This is a genomic window from Staphylococcus lugdunensis, from assembly GCF_001558775.1.
Lineage (GTDB): Bacteria > Bacillota > Bacilli > Staphylococcales > Staphylococcaceae > Staphylococcus > Staphylococcus lugdunensis.
On sequence record NZ_CP014022.1, the window covers coordinates 874,377 to 897,296 of the forward strand.

Genomic DNA, 22,920 nt, shown 5'->3' on the forward strand with positions numbered 1-22,920 from the left:
TATAAATAAAACAATATACTGTTATATAATAATTTTATAATATTTCCACACAAATAATACAAGTATGTCCCTATTTTTCTTTTACTTCTACATTTTCTTCTTCATAATCTGCTTTATGGCTTTTCTTGTATTTAAGTGGGTTTTCATCCATATCTAATTCTGGTTTGTCGTTTTTCATTTTATAAGTAAAGTAATTTAATTCTTCAACTTTTTTACTAAGTTGTACACCAATCACAAATACTTTTCCGTCTTTATAAACATATGTATTACTATCATTTCTATCTACTTTTTTATCTACTTTTAAGCCAAATGCTGGTAACATTTTATTTGTTTCTTCTTGCTTTTTATAAACCTTATCGATATCTTTGTCGTACTTATCTCCTTTACCACAACCCGCTAACACAATCGCAAACAGTAATAACACAGTAATAATTCTTTTCATTTGTTTACCCCTTAATCTTTTTTATTTAGATTGATATTATCTTTTTCTTTTAAAATAAACACCAAGCTAACACAATTAATAATACCATAAGAAATCGTGGATTAATCGAAATGAATATAATTTTTTTATTTTTAATCCAAAACAAAATATCTATTACAACAAACGCAATCAAAAAAGTATCATTATCTTTACTTCGAACCTTTCAAACTAACGCTTGATAATTAAGGCAACCATATGAATAAAAGGATGTATAATCCAAAAACAAATAAAGGTTTTATGGTGATGAAGACAAATTGTTTTCTTTTCAGCCATGAAATAATGTCTATTACCAAAAATACCACAGTTATAAAAAATAATAGCATCATTAATGCTACAATATCTTTGCCGGCGATATCTTTCATAGCCGGTGTGACTAGTATTTTAGTTGCAGTAAATAATATGATTAATGCTACCATAGCAATGTAAAATTTATATTTTGATAATCTCAAACTTGTCATACGCTTTTTAGTTTGATTATAAATTTTAGCTGATATCAACGTATTATTATATTTCATTAATATCTTTAATTGATGTCGTAGTGGTCTCTTCCATAATGCATTTATCACTACCAATCCATATATAAGAATGCCAAGTATGAGTATAAATAAACTATTGTTGATTAATTTCTGATTGTGCTGCATAAATAGAAATGGAATGACAAATAAAATGCCACTTATACTATATAAAATTATCGGTAAAATAATAGAATGATTAAACCACATATCTGCTGTACTACAAAGTACGTAATAAAAACCAAAAACAACAATGGCTAATAATACAATTATCCATACGTCTTTTACTAGCAACAACATGGAGATAACTGCCCATAATGCAACACCTAGTGGCACAATTATTCTAACTAAATTTGCGCCATATTTTTCCATACGATAGCACTCAATGAGGAACGTAAGAACTATAACTGCAAGCCCAATTATAATGAAACGGTATGCGTAACCAAACTCAAATAATAAAACATCTTGCTCTATTTCTGGTGTGAGTCTTAGTTTAGCAATAGCAATCAAGGCGATGGCAATAAGAAAATGATATACAGCTTGTCTGCGAGTAAAGCGAAAATCATAAGCTTTATCCTTTGCTATTTTGTCATTAAATTGATTTTTCTTAGCATAATTATATTTATGTTTATTTAATTTGATAAAGTAATTTTTCAGTGCCAAATAAATATATATCAATGAACTTATATGCAGAAACACCACATAAGCAATCAACCCACTATGATTTAAACCTCCACCAACAAAGTAAATTGTCATCAGCAGTGCTAAGATAACAATATCGACAAAATAACCGAAAATCGGGATTCTTTGAGCTTTTAACATACTTGTAAAAATCGCTAAAATAATAAGTAAAATAATTGAAATCAAACCTAAAATAACCAAAACATTTCTCCTGACTATATCAAATTGTTTATAACATGCTTTGCTGACTTTTATCTAAATTGATGTATCCTGCTGTTTTTGATATTCTTTCATATAACGTTCGAGTGCATACAGTTCTTTAAGCTCATAGTCTAATTTAGGTAATATACCAAATTTTTTATAACGATAATAATTAAAATAAGCACTTGATCCAAATTCTGTAGCATCCCAATCTATAAATTGATACAATACGTTTAATTTACCTTTAATCGTAAAATCAAATTCACATGTACTCCAAGCTTTGTGTTTATTTCTAATAAATTCATAACGTAATTCTTCAAACAAATCATATAATCCATCGGTTTGATGACTGAATTCATCACTTGAAGTATGACAATTCTTAGGGATATCCATTGAATAAAACAGTTCATCACTACCCGGTACAGTATAGTAAAAGTACACTGATCCTCCGCCATCAGTCATATATGCAACTGCATATACATTCTCCCACGATACTGGAATCATATTCATGATATGCTGTCCAATATATCGATATAAATAATTTATCTTTTCTTTAAATTCCATAGTTACAATTTCATTTTTATCGTCAATTGTTTTGGCATACCTATGAATGGCATACATTTGTTCAATGTCATATTTTTGTTTTGGTAAGTGACCAAAATTCTTATAAAAATAATAGTTTTTCATATGTTTAGATCTAAAATCTACCACATCCCAATCTGTATTTTCATATACAGCTTGCTTTTGTCCCTTATGATTAAACTCAATAACACATGTACCAAATGGCGGTCTGCCATTTACAACAAACAGATGCCGCAACTTCATTAATAATTCACATAACGTTTCAAACTGCTGATCAAATACTTCTTCTGATACATCAAAATTCCAGGTAATATCCATTGACAGTTGAGAATCATCTTCACCTGGGACCATATAATGGAAGTACACATACCTCTTATTGTCCCCAATAAACGCATTTAGACACACGTTTTCCCATCTTTCTGGAATCATGTCACTGATATGATTAGTAATTTCAATATATAATTCATCTAATTGCGCTTCAAAATTCATGATTAGTCACACCTTCCCATTCATTATGTAAATATTTTTGCGATAATTTTTAGTATTCAGATATCAAATGATTAAAGTAGTGTTCTGGATGATGTACCATATTTCATTTTATCTTAATCCGTCTTGCATGACTTCAATAATTTTCATATATTTCCAACCTGGTAATTTCAAATATACTTTTATTCTTTGAAACACCATCCTCTTTTATTTATAAATTGAAATAGCTATTTTACAGTCGGCGTTTGATTTTTGTAGTTCTTTATATTTATTAAATAAATCTCTAAACCATATTGACGTATATTTTCTTTTAAGCTTTAAATTGTAAAAACAGTTTAATTCTCATTTTAACTAATAGTTATGCTTTTGAAATGACTATATACAATATTGATTATATATTAATTTCTAAAATTGACATATACTATTTAGTAAAAAAAAATAATCATCGTTGATTTATTCTATCTATATTTATTATTTTACAGCGCCTCCGTCATTTAACTTTGATTTAAAACTCATTTATACCCACTGCTATTTATATTTAATACGTTTATTTTAGGTTTTTAAATTTAACTGGCATAGCAATATTAATAAAAATAACACTTATAATATCATCTAGATAACAATAATTAGAATTAAACTTAAAAAAAGAGATTAAACAAGTGTCATTTGTCTAATCTCCTTTTTATTAATTTATCTAATTTTATTATTTCTCTTGGCTTTCTTTTACATATTGTTCAACTTCATGCATTCTTTTAATTGCGTATTCCATTTCAGGCAAAATACCAAACTTTTTATATCGGTAATAATCAAATTTTCCACCAGGTCCAAATTTTGATGCTTTCCAATCTATGTACTCAAAAGAGACATTTAAGTTACCTTCAATTGTAAAGTCAAATTCACACGTGCCAAACTGTTCTTGACCATATTTAACAAAAATAGCGTTTAAATCATCAAACAAATCACATAATCGAAAAGCTCTGTTCACATATTCTTTCTTAGACACACCAAAATCTTTTGGTATATGTTGTGAATAATAAAGTTCATCTTTCTGTGGAACTGTAAAAAAGAAAAACACTTCACTAGCATATTCTTCCATATATGCAACTAAATATACTTTCTCCCATGGGCCAGGAATCATATCGCTCACATAATTCGCTATTTTATTGTATTGTTCTCCTAATTTCTCTTCAAATTTCATTGTATATCGCCCCTGTCCATTCTGACTATAATTTCCAACTGGTTTCCATTTTCACCTAATTGGTTAAGAATACTTTAATAATTCATTAACTTATAGATATTCTATTTCATTTTTTAACTTTTTAGCCGATTAAGCTGTATTTGAAAAACAAAATATGTACCAATCGCAAATAATATCAAACTCAATATAAGCATTGGCATATTTATTATATTAAATGTATTACCATATAATTTTATTCCTATATCTGATTTTCCATCACCAAATGCTACATAGTCAAGTATGTTCATTAAAACTGACATTATAAAAACACCTATGATTGATGCATACATTGTTGGTTTAGCAGTATTTTCAAATATTTGACTATTTTTCTTTGGTGTATAAACTGTTAACCATGCAATATTCATTGCCAAAATACCAAGTGCACCTATACCTATAACAAATCCATATACACTCAACAAACCTAGAACACCAGCGATAGCTAAAATAATCCACCATGCATTACCTATCTTATTTTTCTCAATGACTATTCTTTTAAGTGCTTCTTTATTTTTTAACAGTAAAATACCACAAAATGTCCATGCAAAAATCGTAATCAAGTTAAGACTTACAAAACCACCAATAATATAAAGCACTGCACTCAACGTGGTTTTTTTAGTCATAATTTTTAAAGCTATAATACCAATAATAAATGAAATGATACTTACAGCCATAAGTACACCAAAAATCCAATTATAGATTAATGATGACGTTTCAGCACTTTGCATCGTTGTTTCACCATTAACTGTGGTTTGAATCTCAGATTGAGACAAACCGGAAATTGACGTTGCGAAAAAAAGAGCGAACATTAACGATAGAAATCCTTCCAAAATAAGTCCGATAAGAGATGTTACTTTAATTGTTTTAATCACAGTATTCACCTTTACTTTTTATATAATTTTAACACAATATATGTAGCAGAACTCACTTTATTTAATCTTGTTATAGCTTTGGAACAGGTAATTGAAGTCTTTTTATAGAAAAATATTTTAAATAACAAATGATTATTATACATTAATATTTGACGTAGAGCCCATTGAAAAAGGAGATTAAACAGATAGTGTTTGTCTAATCTCCTTTTATTAATTTATCTAATTTTATTATTTCTCTTGGCTTTCTTTTACATATTGTTCAACTTCATGCATTCTTTTAATTGCGTATTCCATTTCAGGCAAAATACCAAACTTTTTATATCGGTAATAATCAAATTTTCCACCAGGTCCAAATTTTGATGCATCCCAATCTGTGTATTCAAAAGATACATTTAACTTACCTCCAATTGTAAAGTCAAATTCACACGTACCAAACGGTTCTTGTCCATTTTTTTCGAAAATATTACGTAAATCAAAAAATAAATGGTACAGTTTAAACTTTCTTTGGCTAAATTCTTTTTCTGAAACTCCATAAATTTCAGGAATAGATAACGAATATAATAATTCATCATTGTTTGGAACTGTAAAATAGAAAAAGACTTCACATGCTCTTTCTTCCAGAAAGGCAACTAAATAAACTTTCTCCCATGACCCTGGAATCATATCACTCACGTGATTCGCTATTTTATTATATTGTTTATTTAACTTTGTTTCAAAACTCACTATCAATCACTCCTAATTGGCCTGGAATACGATTATATTACTCAATGCTAGATATTTCATACTTGATTGTCATGTCAATATTAATATAAAACAGATTGTTATAGTATTCAATACAATTTAGATCTCAGTAAATATAATTAAGCTTTTAAAAAAGAGATTAAACAAAATTGTCTAATCTCTCAAATTAGCCTTACTAGTCCTATTTAACATAAAACCAATATAACACATTTTAAAATTTTTATTGTTTTCATTATTTACTATTTAATCGCTTTCGCTGAATTTGAAAAACAAAATATGTACCAATCGCAAAAAATAACAAACTCAATATTAGCATTGGCATATTTATTATATTAAATGTATTACCATATAATTTTATTCCTATATCTGAATTTCCATCATCCAACACTACGTAGTCAAGTATGTTCATTAAAACCAGTATTACAAAAATACCTATGATAGATGCGTATATCGTTGGCTTAGCCGTACTTTCGAAAGCTTGAGTATTATTCTTTGGCGTATACACAGTTAACCAAATAATATTCAAAACTAAGATAATTAGTGCACCAAATCCAATTAAATACCCATGAACACTCAACAAACCTAGAGCACCAGCTATAGCTAAAATAATCCACCATACATTACCTATCTTATTTTTCTCAATGACTATTCCTTTAAGTGCTTCTTTATTTTTTAACAGTAAAATACCACAAAATGTCCATGCAAAAATCGCAATCAAGTTAAGACTCACAAATCCACCAATAATATAAAGCACTGCACTCATTGTTGTCTTTTTTGTCATAATTTTTAAAGCTATAATACCAATAATAAATGAAATGATACTTACAACCATAAGTACACCAAAAATCCAATTATAGATTAATGATGACGTTTCAGCACTTTGCATCGTTGTTTCACCATTAACCGTGGTTTGAATCTCAGATTGAGACAAACCGGAAATTGACGTTGCGAAAAAAAGGGCGAACAACAACGATAGAAACCCTTCCAAAATAAGTCCGATAAGAGATGTCACTCTAATTGTTTTAATCATAGTATTCACCTTTATTTTTTATAAATTCTTTTATCTAATTTAATTATTTTCCCTGATTTTCTTTTACATACTTTTCGACCACATGAAGATCATCAATTTGATATTGAAATTTAGGTAATATACCAAATTTTTTATATCGATAATAATCAAATTTTTCACTTGGAGAAAAATTTGATGCTTTCCAATCTATGTACTCAAAAGAGACATTTAAGTTTCCTTCAATGGTAAAGTCAAGTTCACACGTGCCAAACTGTTCTTGACCATATTTAACAAAAATAGCGTTTAAATCATCAAACAAATCACATAATCGAAAAACCCTTTGTCCATATTTATCCCTAGACACACCAAAATCTTTTGGTATATGTTCTGAATAATAAAGTTCATCCTTCTGTGGAACTGTAAAAAAGAAAATTACTTGACTAGCATATCCTTTCATATATGCGACTAAATATACTTTTTCCCATGGGCCTGGAATCATATCACTCACATGATTCGCTATTTTATTATATTGTTTATTTAGCTTTGACTCAAAACTCACTATCAATCACTCCTAATTGATCTGTAATACAATTATATTTTTCAATGCTTGATTATCATGTCAATATTAATATAAAGCAGACGGTTATAGTATTCAATATAATTTAGATGTCAATAAATATAATTAAGCTTAATAGTCCTATTTGACGTAAAACCAATATAGCACACTTTAAAATTTTCTTTATTTCATTATTTACTATTTAATCGCTTTCGCTGAATTTGAAAAACATCATATGTACCAATCGCAAATAATATCAAACTACATATAATCATCGGCTTACTGATGACGTTAAATATATTACCGTATATTTTTAACCCTAAATCTAGCAAGTCATCATATAGAACAGCACCGTTCAATATATTAATTAAAACAAGTATTACAAAAATACCTATGATAGATGCGTATATCGTTGGTTTAGCCGTACTTTCGAAAGCTTGAGTATTATTCTTTGGCGTATACACAGTTAACCAAATAATATTCAAAACTAAAATGATTAGTGCACCGAATCCAATTAAAAAACCATGTACACTCAACAGGCCTAGAACACCAGCTATAGCTAAAATAATCCACCAGGTATTACCTATATTATTTTTCTCAATGACTATTCCTTTAAGTGCTTCTTTATTTTTTAACAACAATACGCCACAAAGTGTCCATGCAAAAATCGCAATCAAATTAAGGCTTACAAAACCACCAATAATATAAAGCACTGCACTCATTGTTGTCTTTTTTGTCATAATTTTTAAAGCTATAATACCAATAATAAATGAAATGATACTTACAGCCATAAGTACACCCAAAATCCAATTATAGATTAATGATGACGTTTCAGCACTTTGCATCGTTGTTTCACCATTAACTGTGGTTTGAATCTCTGAATGAGACAAACCGGAAATTGACGTTGCGAAAAAAAGGGCGAACATTAACGATAAAAATCCTTCCAAAATAAGTCCGATAAGGGATGTCACTTTAATTGTTTTAATCATAGTATTCACCTTTATTGTTTGTTTTTATATATTTGTAATTTACTTCGTATTGATCTACAAAATTTTTCATGTTAAGTCTCTGTTTATTGTAATTTTTCAAACTCATAAACAGCAAAAAACAATTTTACATTTTTTATATAATTTTAACATAATATATGTGACCGAAATCACTTTATTTAATCCTGTTACTTCTTAAAAAAGATGCTTGCCTCTATAATATAAATAATATTGGCAAAAAGATTAGATTCGTGACATTTATTCTCTTTAATAATACTGAATTCATTGGAAATTCAATTTTTTCTAAAATCAGCATACCTAATTGCTATTCTAATCTTTCAATACTTCAATTTTAAAATCAGCATATTTTTTTACTAATAAGAAGTTTGCAAAATTTATACAAAAAATTATGAGAAGAGATACAATAATTACAAATCTATTTTCATCAGAAGCTGGAACAGACATATATTCAATTATTTTTTCGACAAAAATAAGCTGTGCAAATAATTTCAATATTATACCTATCATCGACCTTGTTTTTCCACTAATAAATTTTTCTAAATTTCCCAAATCTATTAATAAAAAAACATTACTCACTGCATCTATAGCACAAAAAATGATAACAAATATAATACTCCAAAACCATATTTTTTCTAAATCTGTTTCATACTGTAACGCTAGAGTATAATACAAATTGTGAGCAACAAAAATAAAATTATATGTACACAAAACATTAACTATCGTTAAAAATTTAGTATATTGCTTCACCTTATTTAAATCATTAATATTTGAATAATTAAAGAAATCTTTAAACTGAATAATACCCATTATTGCAATTAAGATTTCAAATAGTATTGAAATTCTTAATCCCCAATATACATCTGTTAATTTTGCATCATCGATAAAAACTATAAACGAGACTCCTATCATGCATAATAAAAAAATACTTATGATTTGTGCTGTTGGTTTTCTTATATCGTCCATCAATTCATTTTTTGACACGATACCCCTCCTAACCTAATATTCCTAATGCTTCTGTAGATTTTAAAAACTTTATTGTGATTTAACCAAATTTTGAATTTCTGAATAGATAGTTATATCTATAATTTTTATTTTTCTCACAGTTGCGTTATTTATACTAAAATTAATTTATTATCTTCATTATGCTTTTATAAGTTAAACTTTGATTCAAATATTGATTATCTAAAATGTAATTTGGTTAATGAGCATTATTTATATTGTAAGTGAATTTAATTACTTAAAAAAGATTAAACAAGGACTATTTGTCTAATCTTCTTTTGCATAATTGCTTTGTTAATGTTTTATTTTTCCTGACTTTCTTTTACATACTTTTCGACCGCATGAAGATCATCAATTTGATATTGAAATTTAGGTAATATGCCAAATTTTTTATATCGATAATAATCAAATTTTTCACTTGGAGAAAAATTTGATGCTTTCCAATCTATGTACTCAAAAGAGACATTTAAGTTACCTTCAATGGTAAAGTCAAACTCACACGTGCCAAATGGTTCTTGACCATATTTAATAAAAATTGCATTTAAATCATCATATAAATCACATAATCTAAAAAAACTGTCTACATATTCTTTCTTAGACACACCAAAATCTTTTGGTATATGTTGTGAATAATAAAGTTCATCTTTCTGTGGAACTGTAAAAAAGAAAAACACTTCACTAGCATATTCTTCCATATATGCAACTAAATTTACTTTCTCCCATGGACCTGGAATCATATCACTCACATAATTCGCTATTTTATTGTATTGTTTATTTAACTTGTTTTCAAAACTCACTATCAATCACTCCTAATTGATCTGTAATACAATTATATTACTCAATGCTTGATTATCATATCAATATTAATATAAAGCAGACGGTTATAGCATTCGTTTTAATTTAGATGTCTATAAATATAATTAAACTTTAAAAAAAGAGATTAAACAAGGATTATTTGTCTAATCTCTTTCATTCATAGTAAGTTTAAACTAATATTTAGTTAGTTTATTACATAAAAAGTCTGCTAATAGTAAAAACAGTTGTTATTGCCGTAACAATAATTGCTATTTGTAATAATTTTGCGCCTTTTTCTTCATTATATTGTTTGTATTTATAACTACAGATAATTGAACCTATGCCGAATAAGAAAATGACCAATGATAGGACCATGAATACCCAAGCCCATATTTTTAAAGCTTTACCTTTTTCTTCCATATCAATTCTCCTTCATACTTTATCAATCAAATTAAATTATACATTTGATGCTATCATTATATGATATTTTTAAATAAATTTATATATACAACAAACATTTTTCCACTTTATTTTACGATTTAAAACCTGTAATATTTATTATTTCTAGAATCTACTATTTTTCTTCTTTCACTTTCAGATTTTCTTCCTCATAATCAGCTTTGTGATTCTTCTTGTATTTTATTGGGTTTTCATCCACATCTAATATTGGTTTTCCTTTTTTAATTTTATAGATAAAGTAATTAATTCTGTCTGCCTTTTTAGTTAGTTTTATACCAATAATAATGACTTTACCATCTTCATAAACATATGTATTGCTATCATCTCTATCTATTTTTTTATCTGCTTTTTCGATGTCCAATGAATTTAATATATCATTAAAGTCTTCTTGTTCTTTATACACTTTATTAATATCTTTGTCGTATTTATCTCCTTTACCACAGCCAGCTAAGACTATAGCAAATATGAGTAATGCCGTCATGACCTTTTTCGTTTGTATTACTCCTTTTTAATCATTTTGATTAAATAAATTACTATATTGTCTATTTAAACATTAATATTTATTGCAATATTAACGTTACAATAATGATCCATAATGTAACTACCAATGGAACAATAGTTTTAAATAAAAATATACGATATTTCTTCTTACGATAACAATCAATAATAAACCATATTATTGTGATAATCATACCAATAAAAATAAACATAGGGTTCATTGATAAGGAATCTTCTTTAATATCTGGTGTAAGTCTTATTTTAGTAATGATAAATAAGACAATTGAAATAATAAAATAATATAAAGCACGAACCCGTGACGTTTGAATATCAATTTCTTGTTCTTCTAACGACTCATCCTCTGGGTTAGCATCTTTATTAACTAAATAGATTAATACTTTGGGTTTAATCCAAAAGAATTTAATCGCAAAATACATATATGTAAATGAACCAAAATGCATAAACATAATGAAATTTTTCAAATCATTATTATATAAGTGGTCTCCAATAAAGTAATAGACTAATAATAATACTAATACAATAATGTCCATGAATAAACCTAATAACGAAAATGCTTCCGTCTTTAATATACTGATAAATGCCACAAACCAATATAATATAAATATTGTAATAAAAACAAAAATAACCAAGCTATTTCTCCTGACTGTCTTAAATTGATAATATATTGTTTGCCGTTTTTGTTAGATGAAGATTAAATACAGCTTAATAATACGAATAAATAACTAGTGAACCATCTTAAAACTTATATAACCTATTACGGTAAAAAACGAGCTAACACAATTAATAAAGCGATAACAAATAGTGGTTTAATCGTAATAAATACAAATCTTTTATTTTTTAACCATATATAAATATCTATCACAAAAAACACTATAATCATAAACTGTAACAGAATAAATATCGTCTCAATACTCTCAAGTGCTCCAACTCTCATTTCTGGTGTAACAAATATTTTAGTCGCAAAAAATAAAACTGCTAATGTACCACTTGCTATGTAAAATTTATATTTTGATACCTGTAGATTCATTGTTATTTCTTCAATTTTATCTTCATTGGTATTTTCAATTATTCCGGTAGGTCTCCTTAAATTTTCTAATTTTACTTTCACTGGTTTTTTCCACAGTGCATTAATTGCTACAAAACCGTATAATACAATACCAAATAATAAAGCTAGTAAGTAATTATCTATTGAATTCTGATCTTTTGGTGTAAAAATAAAAGGAATTACAAATAATACACCACTAATCATATAAGCAATCGTGGGTAAAATCACTAAACGATTAGACCACATGACTGTCGTAAAGCAAAGTACAGGATAAAACCCCATAATAACAATTAACAATAAAAAGTACACATACTCATCCTCTCGATTCCATTACTCCAACTTATGTATTTACTCAATGAAAACCATCGCTTTTATTTGTTATATGATTATGATGTTGATTTAAACCTACTTAAATACACACTTCATCTTTATTATTTAAACTATTAACCGTTTTTTCTATGGTAAAAACCAAACTAAAAGAATAATTAATGCCATGATAAATAATGGTTTAATCGTAATAAAAGCGAATTTTCCTCTTTTAATCCATAAAACGATATCGATTACGAAAAATACTATAGTAACAAAAAATAATATGATGAATAACGTTTCAACAATTTCAACAATCACATCTACCATATCAGGTGTAACTAATATTTTAGCTGCAATAAATAATGCAGCTAATACACCAAGAGAAATATATAATCTATATTTTGATAATTGCAAATTAATCTTCATACTCTCAATTTGACCATATTTCCATTGTGAAATACTTTGATTGCTATATTTTGTTGAAACTTCAAATTTAATTTTCAATGGCCTTTTCCATAGTGCATTAATTGCTGCAAAACCATAAAATACAACGCCCAAAAACAATATTACTACATAAGTATCTACGGATTTCTGATTGTTTGGCATAAAAATAAAAGGGATTGAAAATAAAATACCACTAACGATGTATATAAGCGTAGACTTAAGTACCAAACGCTCAGACCACAGCACTGCAGTATAATAAAGTAAATAGTAAAATCCAAAAATGACAATTATTAGTAAAACGTACACATACTTATCCTCTCGTTTCCATTACTTTAACTTTTATATCTACCCAATAATAATCGTTAATTTCATTAATTATATGATAATAAGGAGGTATTTTTCTTAAATGATTTTCTTTAGCATGTTCTTCTATCTCATTTAATGCTTTAACTTCCTCTTGCTCATAATCATTTCCAATCATCCTAGCATGTAACATTTGATCAATGTACAAGTATGAGCGGAATTTAAGTGTTTCTTTACCCTTGAACGGTTTATCTACAGGTAAATAAAATAGAATATTCACACGTTCATCTTTCATAATTTGAGTATAAACAATAATAAGTGGTCCATTTTTATGCAACTTATTTTTTTCTACGCTTCGATAAAATTCTTGAATATAATCTTTCGTCATATCTAGTTCAATATCTATGTACTCTTTGTATACAAGATTTCGATACATCATAGTTGAATATCCCATCTTATTCATCTATTTCAACTCCATCTACATCAATTTCAGCATGAATTTCATAGACTTGACCATCAAAATAATTAACTGCAACATGATAAAAAGGTTTATCACTTAAAATCACATCATTTTCAGCAGCATAGTCTTTAATGTCCTGATATACTTGATCAAGATCAGCATCCTCAAAGCATCGATGAGATATTGTAGGAAAAACTTCTAAAGAAGGAACATATTCAATATTCAATTCTGGTATAGCTTCGATTTCATCATTCAGCGCAATATATGTTGTATAGCTTACTTCATCTAATCCTGTTACTTCTTTAGAAAAGATAATTGGTCCAGTAGTATAAATATCATTTGAGATAAAAAATGATTGAATTCGTGACATTTCATCTTCCCAATATTCTGGATTCATTGAAAATTCCATTTTTGCTAAGTTCGGCATAATTAACATATCTAATTGCATATTTAATCCTCCAATACCTCAATTTTAAAATCAGCATATTTTTTTACAAATAAGAAGGCCGCAAAGTTCATACAAAAGATAACAATAATAGACGCTAATATCATAAATCTATTTTCATCAGAAGCTGGAACAGACATATATTCAATTATTTTTTCGACAAAAATAAGCTGTGCAAATAATTTCAATATTATTCCTATCATCGACTTTGTTTTTCCACTAATAATTTTTTCTACATTTTCCAACTTTATCAATATAAAAACATTACTCACTGCATCTACAATGCAAAAACTTACTACTAATAAAAAGCTCCAAAGCCATACTTTTTCTAAATTAGCTTCATACTGCAATGCTAGTGTATAAAAGACATTATGAGTTACAAATATCACATTATATGTACCTACTACATTAATTATCGTTAGAAACTTAGTATATCTTCTTACCTTGTTTAAATCATTGACATATGAATAGTTAAAAAAATCCTTACACATAATAATACCAATTAAGATAATAAGCAGTTCCGCAACTATTGAAATTTTTAAACCTAAGTACATATCCTCGATTTTGGCATCCATAATAAATACAACAAATGATAAACCTATAAACCCTAGCAAAAAGAAACTTATTATTTGTACTGCGGGTTTTCTTATATCTTCAATCCATTCGGATGTTGACATTATTATTCCTCCTAACTAAATAATCCAAATACAGTTGTAGATTTTAAAAATTTACCTGTCATTTCACCGGCTTTTGAATTTCTAAACCGACTAACTGCTTCATTTGCTTTATCTTTAGCAATATCAGTTAGAGACTTACCACCAAAAACCTTAAGTTCGGTAGCAATACCTGTTAAAGCACCAACTCCTGCTCCAACTGCTGCACCTATAGGACCTCCTATGGCAGTCCCTACAGCCATACCTGTTGCTGTTGAAGCTCCCATTGCACCTAAATCAACAGTTGTATCAACAATTTTTCTTTGTTTTGACTTATTACTCATAGCGTTTGTCGCAATAATAGCTGCAATTCCTAGAGGACCTAAAACTTTACCACCATATTTTAAAATTTTACCGCCTTTGCCCAATAAATTAAGACTTTTGAACTCTTCAATTTCCTGTAAAGTCATTTTTTTAGGGTGCTTTAAAGCTTCTTTTAATTTAGGATCCAATACTTTATCTAAGAATGATTTTGACCCTTGTTTTAAGGGATTTTTAGCTGTGTATTTTTTCATTTCTTTTTGTATTGTTCTAAATTCAACATCATCATAATTTCGAGTCATTTTTAACGCATTTACTAATTTATCACTCATTTTCATATTTTTTTTGCTTAATAAAAAGTTAGCTGCTTTAAGCAAACGTTTACCTTGGATATTTTCAATATTTGTATGCAAAGTAGCATTAATTAATTTTAATTTACTTTTCCCTAAACTTCCTATCTTGCCAGCTTTTAAAAGTTCATTTCCTTTATAAAAATTTCCATCTCCAGCAATATATGCAGCTAATAATTGATTTTTTATTTCTAAAAATGCTTTAGTTGTTTTCGCTGCCTTATTACCACCATATGCAGCATTTTTATATTTGTCTAATTCTTTTTTTAATTGAGTAAACTGATTATCTTTTGAATATATTTTATATTGTTCTTTTATAATTACAGCCTTTCCTGCGATTGTAGATCTATCAGCAGGCATATCTTTGACCTTAGATGTCATTTTAGCTACCGGCGTTATCATATCTAGCAATTCTGCTCCATCCATGTCATGTTTACCCTGAAAAGATTTAAAATCTGATACCGTATCACCTATAAAGTTAGTTAATGCTGTCCCTTTTTCTTTGACAGAGTGGCCCGTTATGGTTTTTGCATCTGTAATATCATGTACTCCATTTATCGTACTATTCATTCTAGTTTTTGTTTGTTCGATGTTATTAACTGCTTTTTTAATATCATCTTTATAATTTTCCATTCTCTCTGCATCAAGGATAGCACTATGATCGTTATCTACATTTGAATGAAAGCTATCAACTGCACTTTTAAATTTAGACTCAAATTCAGATTTTATTTTTTCAATTCGATGTATTGTTTCAATATGAAAACTATCATTATAGGCATTAATACTACTAGCAGTTTGCCCTTTAAAATTATCATCGTTTTTAAGTTGATTTAAGTTATTTTTTAATGTTTTTCCATTGCTTAACAAACTGCTTAATGAGCTGTTCACAGCCTTTTGTAATGCATGAACTTCTGACATTCTAACTTTATTATCCACAGTATAATACCTCCCTTAGTCTTTACCAAGTTCTCTATCAATACTAGCAATTTCACTATTTAAACTTGCAATATCTGATTCTAAACCACTAATTTTTTTCTCTATTTTTTCCAAATCTTTATTCATTTGTTCCAGAATATGATCGTATTTATCACTATAGTCTTTAATTTCATTATCTAAATCATCTTTTTTATTGTCAGCTTTATTTCTTGTTTCCCCTGACCATTCATTCTTTGTTATTTTAATACTTTTATATGTTGTATGTTCCGAATTAAAGTCTTCTTGTATACCTTCTGCTGACTTAATAGCATGCTCAAGTCTTTTTTTATCTGCTTTTAAATCTGACAAATCACTTAGTTTGCTACTTTTTTCAGATACACATTTAGCTTTTCTACTACGAAGTTCTGCTTTATTAGACACCTCAATTCCCCCTTTAAGTCAATCCTTGGCTATTATTAATTTGTCCGGCAATATATTGATCATTGTCATTAAAATCATTCACTGCACTTTGCATAGCTTTGGCATCTTGAGTAACGATTGTACTATAGTTAGCAATAGCTTTAGAGAGCGATTCACTAGCAGCAGCGAACTCTACAAATGGGCTAATATTTGTTGTTTCTAGACTATCATTAATTGCATCATATTGCATGGCAGTCCCTGCTGATGTAATATTACTAATTTTAGACGATGTTGTTCCTGTTTCTACTTTTATTTCTCCCATATTATTCACTCCTACTCTAATAACCTAATTTTTTGATATTCATTATCGTTAAAGTAATACATTTCATAAGGTTTTAATAATGGTTCTCTATTTGTTGATTTTGCTGGTAAAAATTCTTGGTCATATAATCGAGATACAATGATTGCTTGATTAATGATTTGCTTAGTTAATTTAGTTACTTTGTCAAAAGTACCAAGAATATCATTGTACATACTTGTTATAATAATATAAACGTTGACCTTAGGTCCTTCAGCAAACATTAATCGGATATCATTTTCAGTAATACCTGTTTTTGTCGAAAATTCTTTAAAGTTATTAATTATTACTATTTTCTTATCTTTAATATCACGTTGGCCTTGAAGACGTTTTTTTATTTCAACATTAAATCCTTGTTTGATATAAATTAATTCTTCGGGTTGTGTATAATAAGAACGCACATATTTCTCTTTATCTGACATATTACCGTCTGCATCAATTAAAATTGTTGTCGTTTGCTCTTTTAACTGACTAATACCCTCTAGAACAACTTGATTTATTAAGTCTAAATCTTTTGGTGCTCTAGCTGCGATAATACTTGGTGATTTTAAATCCAAGCTCACTAACTCGACATCTTCAAAGTCTAATCCTAATGGAAGTTTGTAATCTTCTTTGATGATTGTGTTTATATCATAGCGTTTTATTACTTCTGATTTCAATACTTTTTCTGGCATCATTGGAATATGACTTGGATAATCGCCAACATAGTGTTCGTTCATTTGAGCGATTTCATCTTTGATACGGTTATTGTACGTTTCACCTTCTGCTAGTTTGAATGGCTGTGCAATTTGGAATTGGGTGAAGTTATCATCATTGATGGCTGCACGGCCTTTCATGTCTTTAACGCCTTTTTTGTATGAACCAATGATGTTGGTTAACTCATTGTTATCGAATAAATATAGAGCAACGCGTGTCTTAATGTTGGTGAAGATTGCGGATTTAATCGCACTTGAGCGTGAACCTGTTAGGATAATGTATATGCCTAACGCTAAACCTTCACGTGTGACTTTCATCATCATATCTTCATAGGCTTCCATTAATGGTGATTCTTTAACGGCGTCGTAGTTATCAATCATGATAAAGACGTTTGGTACATTGTCTTGTGTTTCGCGTTTATATTGTTCGATATTAACGACGCGTTGTTGGCTTAATAAGCGTTTACGTTCTGATACGAGTTCGTTAATGCGTTTTAAAGCTTTTGTGATTTTATCTTCTTGGTCTATCGTGAATAAGTCCGCCACATGTGGGATATCGGATACTGGCATTAAGCCGTTTGTACCGAAATCAAATAAATACATATGGGCTTGATCTGGTCTGAAATGACGTGCAATATCGAAAATAATGTTGTGTAAGAATGTCGTGCGTCCGTATCCTGGACTTCCGATTAAGGCAATATGTCCTGACGCTTTTAATTTTAGGGTTAATGGCCCTTGGAATTGTTCTTCTGGCACGTCTTTTAAACCAAGTGTTAATTCGACATCACCTGGTTGATCACTCCATAGTGCTTTAAAGTCTGTCGTCATTAACTCATCTTGATATACATTTTCTGGTAAAGGTGGTAACCATGGCCGTTTCACTTCTGTAATGTTTAAGCGTTCTGTAATTTCTTCAATATGGGCAATGACCGCTTCGAGTTCGGTTTGTGTTGGTTGCGCTTCAGCATCGGTTAAACCACTTAAGTCTTTATTGATGGCTTGGAGCTGACCATATTCATTGATAGCATAAATCGTTTTATCTTCTGTCTCGATAACATTTTCTTCAGTATCATACACTGCACCGCTCCATGCGGATTGGAATAGTTCATAAATTTCGTTATTCCCTACTTGTAAGTATGCACGACCTGGCAACGTAATATCTGCAGCATCTGGTGTCTTTAATATTTCGTTACTATCTTGACGGTCTTGTACTTTTAAGGCTAATTTGAATTTAGAGTTCGACCATATTTGATCGTCAACCACACCGGATGGCTTTTGTGTGGCCAAGATTAAGTGAATCCCTAATGATCGACCGATACGTGCAGTTGATACTAATTCTTTCATGAAATCTGGTTGTTCTGATTTTAATTCCGCAAATTCATCGGAAATCAGGAATAAATGCGGCATCGGTTCTGTCGCAACGCCTTCTTTAAATAACTTGTGATATTGGTTAATGTGGTTAACATCAAACTCCCCAAATAAACGTTGACGTTTGCGCAATTCGGCTTTAATGGACTCTAATGCACGCATGGCTTCGTCTCCATCTAAGTTGGTAATCGTTCCCACAAGATGTTTTAAGTTTTTAAAGAGGTTCGCCATTCCCCCACCTTTGTAGTCAATTAATAAGAATGCCACTTCATGTGGGTGGAAGTTCACTGCAAGTGACAGAATGTAAGATTGGATGATTTCTGACTTACCTGACCCTGTTGTACCTGCAATTAAACCATGTGGCCCATGTGCTTTTTCATGTAGGTTCAGCTCTAGAATGTCATCTTGCCCACGCACACCGAGGGGCACTGCCATCGTCTTAAATGTTTCATTTTGTTGCCAACGCTGTACAATATTGAGTTGATTCACATCCTTGACTTGATACATTTGTAGAAATGTAATACTGTCTGGAATGGCATTTTTCATATGCTCAACATGATTTAAGTTGGCAATGCGTCGTGCGATATATTCTTTATCAATACCTTCCATACTTTCAGGTACAAATGGCGTTTTCACTAATTCTTTTTCTTTCATGATGAGTTCGCCTTCTGTATGAGATTTGATATCGATAATCGTCTCTACATGTTCTGGTAAACTTTCAATCACGTCTTCAACAAAGATAAGTGAAATACCATAATCTGATAAATCTTGGTTGACGTATTCAAGAATAACGTGATCAATAATTAATGACATATCCGTAATAATAAATACTAAATTCGGTTTAAAAATAATTTGTTCATTGCTTCTACTGCGTTCTCTGACGGTTTGAATGCGCTCTTTAATCATGCTGTAAATGGATGTCAATATTTGGTCGCGTGTACGTTGATTATAGACGAAACCTCTAATGTTCAGCGCTTTTAATGTTGTATGTGGTAACCAACGTGACCAATTCAACTTCTTATATTCATCTTCACGCGTCACTAATAAGAATTCTAGATCATGATAGCTATGGAATGTCGCGAGTTGCAGCATCATTTTTTCGAGTTCTTCTAAGATTAGACGGCGTGTCCCAATGTAGGCAATAGGCCCATGGGTTAAGTCGTTAGTTAATGGTGCTTGTTCGACATTTTCATAGAATTCATACAGGCGTTTCGCATCGTCAAACAGTTCGTCACGGCGCTGATTAAATTCTTCCTCCGAGTAATCCACTTTGAACGACTTTTGAATATCTGCAATCCCTAATTTATAGTAAAGATAATCGTGATGTTGTGGTGATTTTTCATAAATTCTTGGTGCTTTGCTGTCAACAATCTCTTTAATTTCTGCCAACGTTGGATAGTGAAAGTTCAAGCTAAAGCGTTGATCTTTAATGGCATGGTTAATCGCTGTTGATTTTTCATCCAAATAGTCTTTATAATCTTTCTCCCGCTTTTTAACTTCTTCCTTATACTTTTTCTTTTCTGAAAAGTATGTCGTAATACCGAAGATGATGGTTACTGTACTCATACCAATCATCATTAAAATATAGACACCTAAAGGTCGTACTAAAAAGATCACAACCGTCAAGGCAATCATCACTAATGGCGGAATGATGGAGCGCCAAATCATAGAGTTATTCTTCTGAATTGGTTGAGGTGGGCGCTCTATCTTAATGGTATCTGTCGGTTCACGATGAATAATTCTCGGTGAACGATGGTAATCATTTGATTCTATCGTATAATTTTCAAACTTATCGCTATTTCTGCGAATAAGTTCCGTCTCAATATCATCATGTGACAAGATGTTGATACCATCTTCTCTAATTTCAATCCACATGTCGTCAATAAACAAGTGATCGCCGACATAAGCTCTATCCACTTTATTATGTTGTTTATCGTAATTGATAAAGACTTCAGCTGCGTTATCATGAATGATTTTAATATAGTGTTGTTCTTTAATGCGATGAATATCCTTTAAAATAATGACATTGGTCGCGCCACTTATCTTTAAGTCATCGTATGCATGGTTACCTATCGTCATCACTTCTTTAAGTGATGGATACATGAATGAATGTAAATGTTCTTGACCATAAAGTTTTAATGTCACTTCTCCATCTGCAACTTTACGCACCAATGTTTTAAACAAGGTCGTATGATTGGCTTGCCAAGCGCCAAATTCATTTTGTTCAATATGAATGGCCTCTGGCAAATGCTTTAGCGTGATATCTGCTTTGTCATCCGAACTGATAGTATAAGTTTTATCATCTTGGAGATTTAGCATTTTTAATTGGTCATTATATTGTATTATCAATTTATGCATCATTCTGCCCTCAATCCTATACTATTTTTTCCGTTCTGCTTCTTGACGTTTTTGTTTATCTTTTTGCGCTTGTTCTTTTTGTTTCTTCTCATTTTCTTCTTGTTGTTTTATTTTTTCATCTTTTTTCTTAGCTGCTTCTTCTTTTTCTTTGGAAGATTCTTCTTTAGCTTGTTTTTCTTTTTCTAAAATATCTTGTAATTTATCGTTATATTTTTTCGTTTCTTCTGAACGTTTATCGTTTGATAAGTTAGCATTATTTTTGATTGAATTTAATTTATTGATTAAAGCTAATTTAGTAATATCGTTATCATCTAAATATGTGGCAATATTAAGTGCTTCGTCATAGTCACCTTGACCTAATTCCATCCAATAAAGTAAATAATCTTTATTCGAATTTGGTGTAATATTGTTTAATAAGTTCTCTTTTTTATCTTTTTCCAAGCCTTGTTTATTTGTTTCAACATAGCTTTTTGCATAGATATATAACGCTTCTTTGTCTAAATTTTTACCATTTAAATCATCGTAATCATTGAGCACTTGTGTGTAATTCGATTTCACATATGATTTATAACCTTTTTCAATCTGAGCATTATTTTTCATTACTGAAAAGTACAGATAAGCAAGTATTGCTAGTAAAATAACACCAATTACGCTCATTGTAATGGCAATAGCTTTGAAAATCGTAAAGTTTCTTCTCTTCACATATGAGAAGTTACGACGATAATCTGATTGTTGTTTATCAAATTGTTCAACTAAAAAGGCTTTTAATTCATCTAACGTCGCAATATCAATGATTTTCTTTTCAAACGGTGTGCCTTTATGTAATTCAAGATTACCTTCTACTAAAGAATCGAATGTGACTTTGTCATTAAATGCCGTGATAATCAGTGCTTTGTAACGCGCAAGAAACTCTTCATCCGATAAGGCAAGGGGTTCGACAATATTTTTCAAACCACGTGTCTTTAATAATGGTAATCCATCTTTCGTAAAGAATAATTCTTGTGGCGATAAGATGAAGGTGTAACGTGTTTTCAGCACATCTTCGAGCTTGGCAATGTTTAACAAATAACGCATTTTTTCATTTTTAGGGAAGGTCTTTATTTCTGAAAATGGCGTGTGATGTTGTGACAAATCATAATGAATTTGATAACTATCTCTTAATTCAGTCAGCCTCGCATTTAAAAATGCATTGTCTTGCTGTTCTAATAAATACATCAAATGATAATGTTCATCTTTAATCGAGGATTTAGGAATCTCTCGCATATCTTCGCGTTCATGCTTTGTTTCTTTAATTACGTCTTGCTCATTTCGTTCTTCAGCTTTGTTTTTTGCCATCTTTTGA

Annotated in this window: 24 protein-coding genes; all 24 read right to left on the reverse strand. The window is 29.6% G+C overall.

All coding sequences use genetic code 11. The annotated features are described in order from the left end of the window. Positions 1–70 precede the first annotated feature (70 nt). On the reverse strand, positions 71–442 hold the full coding sequence (locus AL499_RS04105; RefSeq protein ID WP_002492881.1) for a cystatin-like fold lipoprotein: 372 nt from the start codon (positions 440–442) through the stop codon (positions 71–73). 221 nt (positions 443–663) lie between these two features. Further along, entirely contained in the window at positions 664–1,875 is a 1,212-nt protein-coding gene (locus tag AL499_RS04110) for a DUF5080 family protein (RefSeq protein WP_002492878.1), read from the reverse strand. A gap of 54 nt (positions 1,876–1,929) precedes the next feature. Next, positions 1,930–2,946 (reverse strand): TIGR01741 family protein, encoded by a 1,017-nt coding sequence (locus AL499_RS12265; protein ID WP_002492875.1) that lies wholly within the window; start codon positions 2,944–2,946, stop codon positions 1,930–1,932. Between the two features lie 700 nt (positions 2,947–3,646). Further along, on the reverse strand, positions 3,647–4,141 hold the full coding sequence (locus AL499_RS04125; RefSeq protein ID WP_002492882.1) for a TIGR01741 family protein: 495 nt from the start codon (positions 4,139–4,141) through the stop codon (positions 3,647–3,649). 113 nt (positions 4,142–4,254) lie between these two features. Beyond that, on the reverse strand, positions 4,255–5,049 hold the full coding sequence (locus AL499_RS04130) for a DUF5084 family protein (RefSeq protein ID WP_002492885.1): 795 nt from the start codon (positions 5,047–5,049) through the stop codon (positions 4,255–4,257). Positions 5,050–5,277: 228 nt separating this feature from the next. Beyond that, positions 5,278–5,772 (reverse strand): TIGR01741 family protein, encoded by a 495-nt coding sequence (locus AL499_RS04135; RefSeq protein WP_002492884.1) that lies wholly within the window; start codon positions 5,770–5,772, stop codon positions 5,278–5,280. A 250-nt stretch (positions 5,773–6,022) separates the two neighbouring features. Further along, positions 6,023–6,820 carry a DUF5084 family protein gene (locus AL499_RS04140; protein ID WP_002492874.1) on the reverse strand — a complete coding sequence of 266 codons (798 nt, stop codon included), beginning with the start codon at positions 6,818–6,820 and terminating at the stop codon, positions 6,023–6,025. A gap of 43 nt (positions 6,821–6,863) precedes the next feature. Further along, the gene (locus AL499_RS04145) at positions 6,864–7,358 is read right to left on the reverse strand and encodes a TIGR01741 family protein (RefSeq protein WP_002492872.1); all 495 of its coding nucleotides are present in this window, start codon (positions 7,356–7,358) and stop codon (positions 6,864–6,866) included. A gap of 188 nt (positions 7,359–7,546) precedes the next feature. Beyond that, on the reverse strand, positions 7,547–8,344 hold the full coding sequence (locus tag AL499_RS04150) for a DUF5084 family protein (RefSeq protein ID WP_002492883.1): 798 nt from the start codon (positions 8,342–8,344) through the stop codon (positions 7,547–7,549). A 327-nt stretch (positions 8,345–8,671) separates the two neighbouring features. Then, entirely contained in the window at positions 8,672–9,343 is a 672-nt protein-coding gene (locus AL499_RS04155) for a DUF5079 family protein (RefSeq protein WP_002492879.1), read from the reverse strand. Between the two features lie 320 nt (positions 9,344–9,663). Continuing rightward, on the reverse strand, positions 9,664–10,158 hold the full coding sequence (locus AL499_RS04160; RefSeq protein ID WP_037555300.1) for a TIGR01741 family protein: 495 nt from the start codon (positions 10,156–10,158) through the stop codon (positions 9,664–9,666). 211 nt (positions 10,159–10,369) lie between these two features. Continuing rightward, the gene (locus AL499_RS04165) at positions 10,370–10,576 is read right to left on the reverse strand and encodes a hypothetical protein (RefSeq protein WP_002479282.1); all 207 of its coding nucleotides are present in this window, start codon (positions 10,574–10,576) and stop codon (positions 10,370–10,372) included. A 154-nt stretch (positions 10,577–10,730) separates the two neighbouring features. Then, positions 10,731–11,096 carry a cystatin-like fold lipoprotein gene (locus AL499_RS04170; protein ID WP_037540634.1) on the reverse strand — a complete coding sequence of 122 codons (366 nt, stop codon included), beginning with the start codon at positions 11,094–11,096 and terminating at the stop codon, positions 10,731–10,733. Between the two features lie 79 nt (positions 11,097–11,175). Further along, entirely contained in the window at positions 11,176–11,763 is a 588-nt protein-coding gene (locus AL499_RS04175; protein ID WP_002493024.1) for a DUF5080 family protein, read from the reverse strand. 125 nt (positions 11,764–11,888) lie between these two features. Continuing rightward, on the reverse strand, positions 11,889–12,488 hold the full coding sequence (locus AL499_RS04180; RefSeq protein WP_002479285.1) for a DUF5080 family protein: 600 nt from the start codon (positions 12,486–12,488) through the stop codon (positions 11,889–11,891). A gap of 147 nt (positions 12,489–12,635) precedes the next feature. After that, a complete protein-coding gene (locus tag AL499_RS04185) occupies positions 12,636–13,238 on the reverse strand; it encodes a DUF5080 family protein (RefSeq protein ID WP_002493028.1) in 603 nt (200 codons plus the stop codon). Positions 13,239–13,242: 4 nt separating this feature from the next. Continuing rightward, positions 13,243–13,698, reverse strand: a complete 456-nt coding sequence (locus AL499_RS12270) for a DUF5085 family protein (RefSeq protein WP_002493034.1) — start codon at positions 13,696–13,698, stop codon at positions 13,243–13,245. Continuing rightward, a complete protein-coding gene (locus AL499_RS04195) occupies positions 13,691–14,143 on the reverse strand; it encodes a DUF5085 family protein (RefSeq protein WP_002493038.1) in 453 nt (150 codons plus the stop codon). The genes AL499_RS12270 and AL499_RS04195 overlap by 8 nt, the downstream gene beginning before the upstream one ends. 2 nt (positions 14,144–14,145) lie before the next feature. Continuing rightward, complete coding sequence (locus tag AL499_RS04200; protein WP_002493037.1) at positions 14,146–14,817, reverse strand: DUF5079 family protein; 672 nt, start codon at positions 14,815–14,817, stop codon at positions 14,146–14,148. A gap of 11 nt (positions 14,818–14,828) precedes the next feature. Continuing rightward, the gene (locus AL499_RS04205; protein WP_002493032.1) at positions 14,829–16,400 is read right to left on the reverse strand and encodes a T7SS effector LXG polymorphic toxin; all 1,572 of its coding nucleotides are present in this window, start codon (positions 16,398–16,400) and stop codon (positions 14,829–14,831) included. Between the two features lie 15 nt (positions 16,401–16,415). After that, on the reverse strand, positions 16,416–16,820 hold the full coding sequence (locus AL499_RS04210; protein WP_002493045.1) for a YwqH-like family protein: 405 nt from the start codon (positions 16,818–16,820) through the stop codon (positions 16,416–16,418). 13 nt (positions 16,821–16,833) lie between these two features. Then, positions 16,834–17,121 carry a TIGR04197 family type VII secretion effector gene (locus AL499_RS04215; RefSeq protein ID WP_002493026.1) on the reverse strand — a complete coding sequence of 96 codons (288 nt, stop codon included), beginning with the start codon at positions 17,119–17,121 and terminating at the stop codon, positions 16,834–16,836. Between the two features lie 11 nt (positions 17,122–17,132). Further along, positions 17,133–21,578 (reverse strand): type VII secretion protein EssC, encoded by a 4,446-nt coding sequence (essC, locus tag AL499_RS04220; RefSeq protein WP_172412356.1) that lies wholly within the window; start codon positions 21,576–21,578, stop codon positions 17,133–17,135. Between the two features lie 21 nt (positions 21,579–21,599). Then, positions 21,600–22,913: a type VII secretion protein EssB gene (essB, locus tag AL499_RS04225; protein ID WP_002493023.1), complete on the reverse strand. Its 1,314-nt coding sequence runs from the start codon at positions 22,911–22,913 to the stop codon at positions 21,600–21,602. Positions 22,914–22,920 lie beyond the last annotated feature (7 nt).

Coding starts and splice junctions, on each gene's coding strand:
- AL499_RS04105 (WP_002492881.1), bottom strand. CDS start 442: ATGAAAAGAATTATTACTGTGTTATTACTGTTTGCGATTGTGTTAGCG.
- AL499_RS12265 (WP_002492875.1), bottom strand. CDS start 2,946: ATGAATTTTGAAGCGCAATTAGATGAATTATATATTGAAATTACTAAT.
- AL499_RS04125 (WP_002492882.1), bottom strand. CDS start 4,141: ATGAAATTTGAAGAGAAATTAGGAGAACAATACAATAAAATAGCGAAT.
- AL499_RS04140 (WP_002492874.1), bottom strand. CDS start 6,820: ATGATTAAAACAATTAGAGTGACATCTCTTATCGGACTTATTTTGGAA.
- AL499_RS04150 (WP_002492883.1), bottom strand. CDS start 8,344: ATGATTAAAACAATTAAAGTGACATCCCTTATCGGACTTATTTTGGAA.
- AL499_RS04165 (WP_002479282.1), bottom strand. CDS start 10,576: ATGGAAGAAAAAGGTAAAGCTTTAAAAATATGGGCTTGGGTATTCATG.
- AL499_RS04170 (WP_037540634.1), bottom strand. CDS start 11,096: ATGACGGCATTACTCATATTTGCTATAGTCTTAGCTGGCTGTGGTAAA.
- AL499_RS12270 (WP_002493034.1), bottom strand. CDS start 13,698: ATGAATAAGATGGGATATTCAACTATGATGTATCGAAATCTTGTATAC.
- AL499_RS04195 (WP_002493038.1), bottom strand. CDS start 14,143: ATGCAATTAGATATGTTAATTATGCCGAACTTAGCAAAAATGGAATTT.
- AL499_RS04200 (WP_002493037.1), bottom strand. CDS start 14,817: ATGTCAACATCCGAATGGATTGAAGATATAAGAAAACCCGCAGTACAA.
- AL499_RS04215 (WP_002493026.1), bottom strand. CDS start 17,121: ATGGGAGAAATAAAAGTAGAAACAGGAACAACATCGTCTAAAATTAGT.
- essC (WP_172412356.1), bottom strand. CDS start 21,578: ATGCATAAATTGATAATACAATATAATGACCAATTAAAAATGCTAAAT.
- essB (WP_002493023.1), bottom strand. CDS start 22,913: ATGGCAAAAAACAAAGCTGAAGAACGAAATGAGCAAGACGTAATTAAA.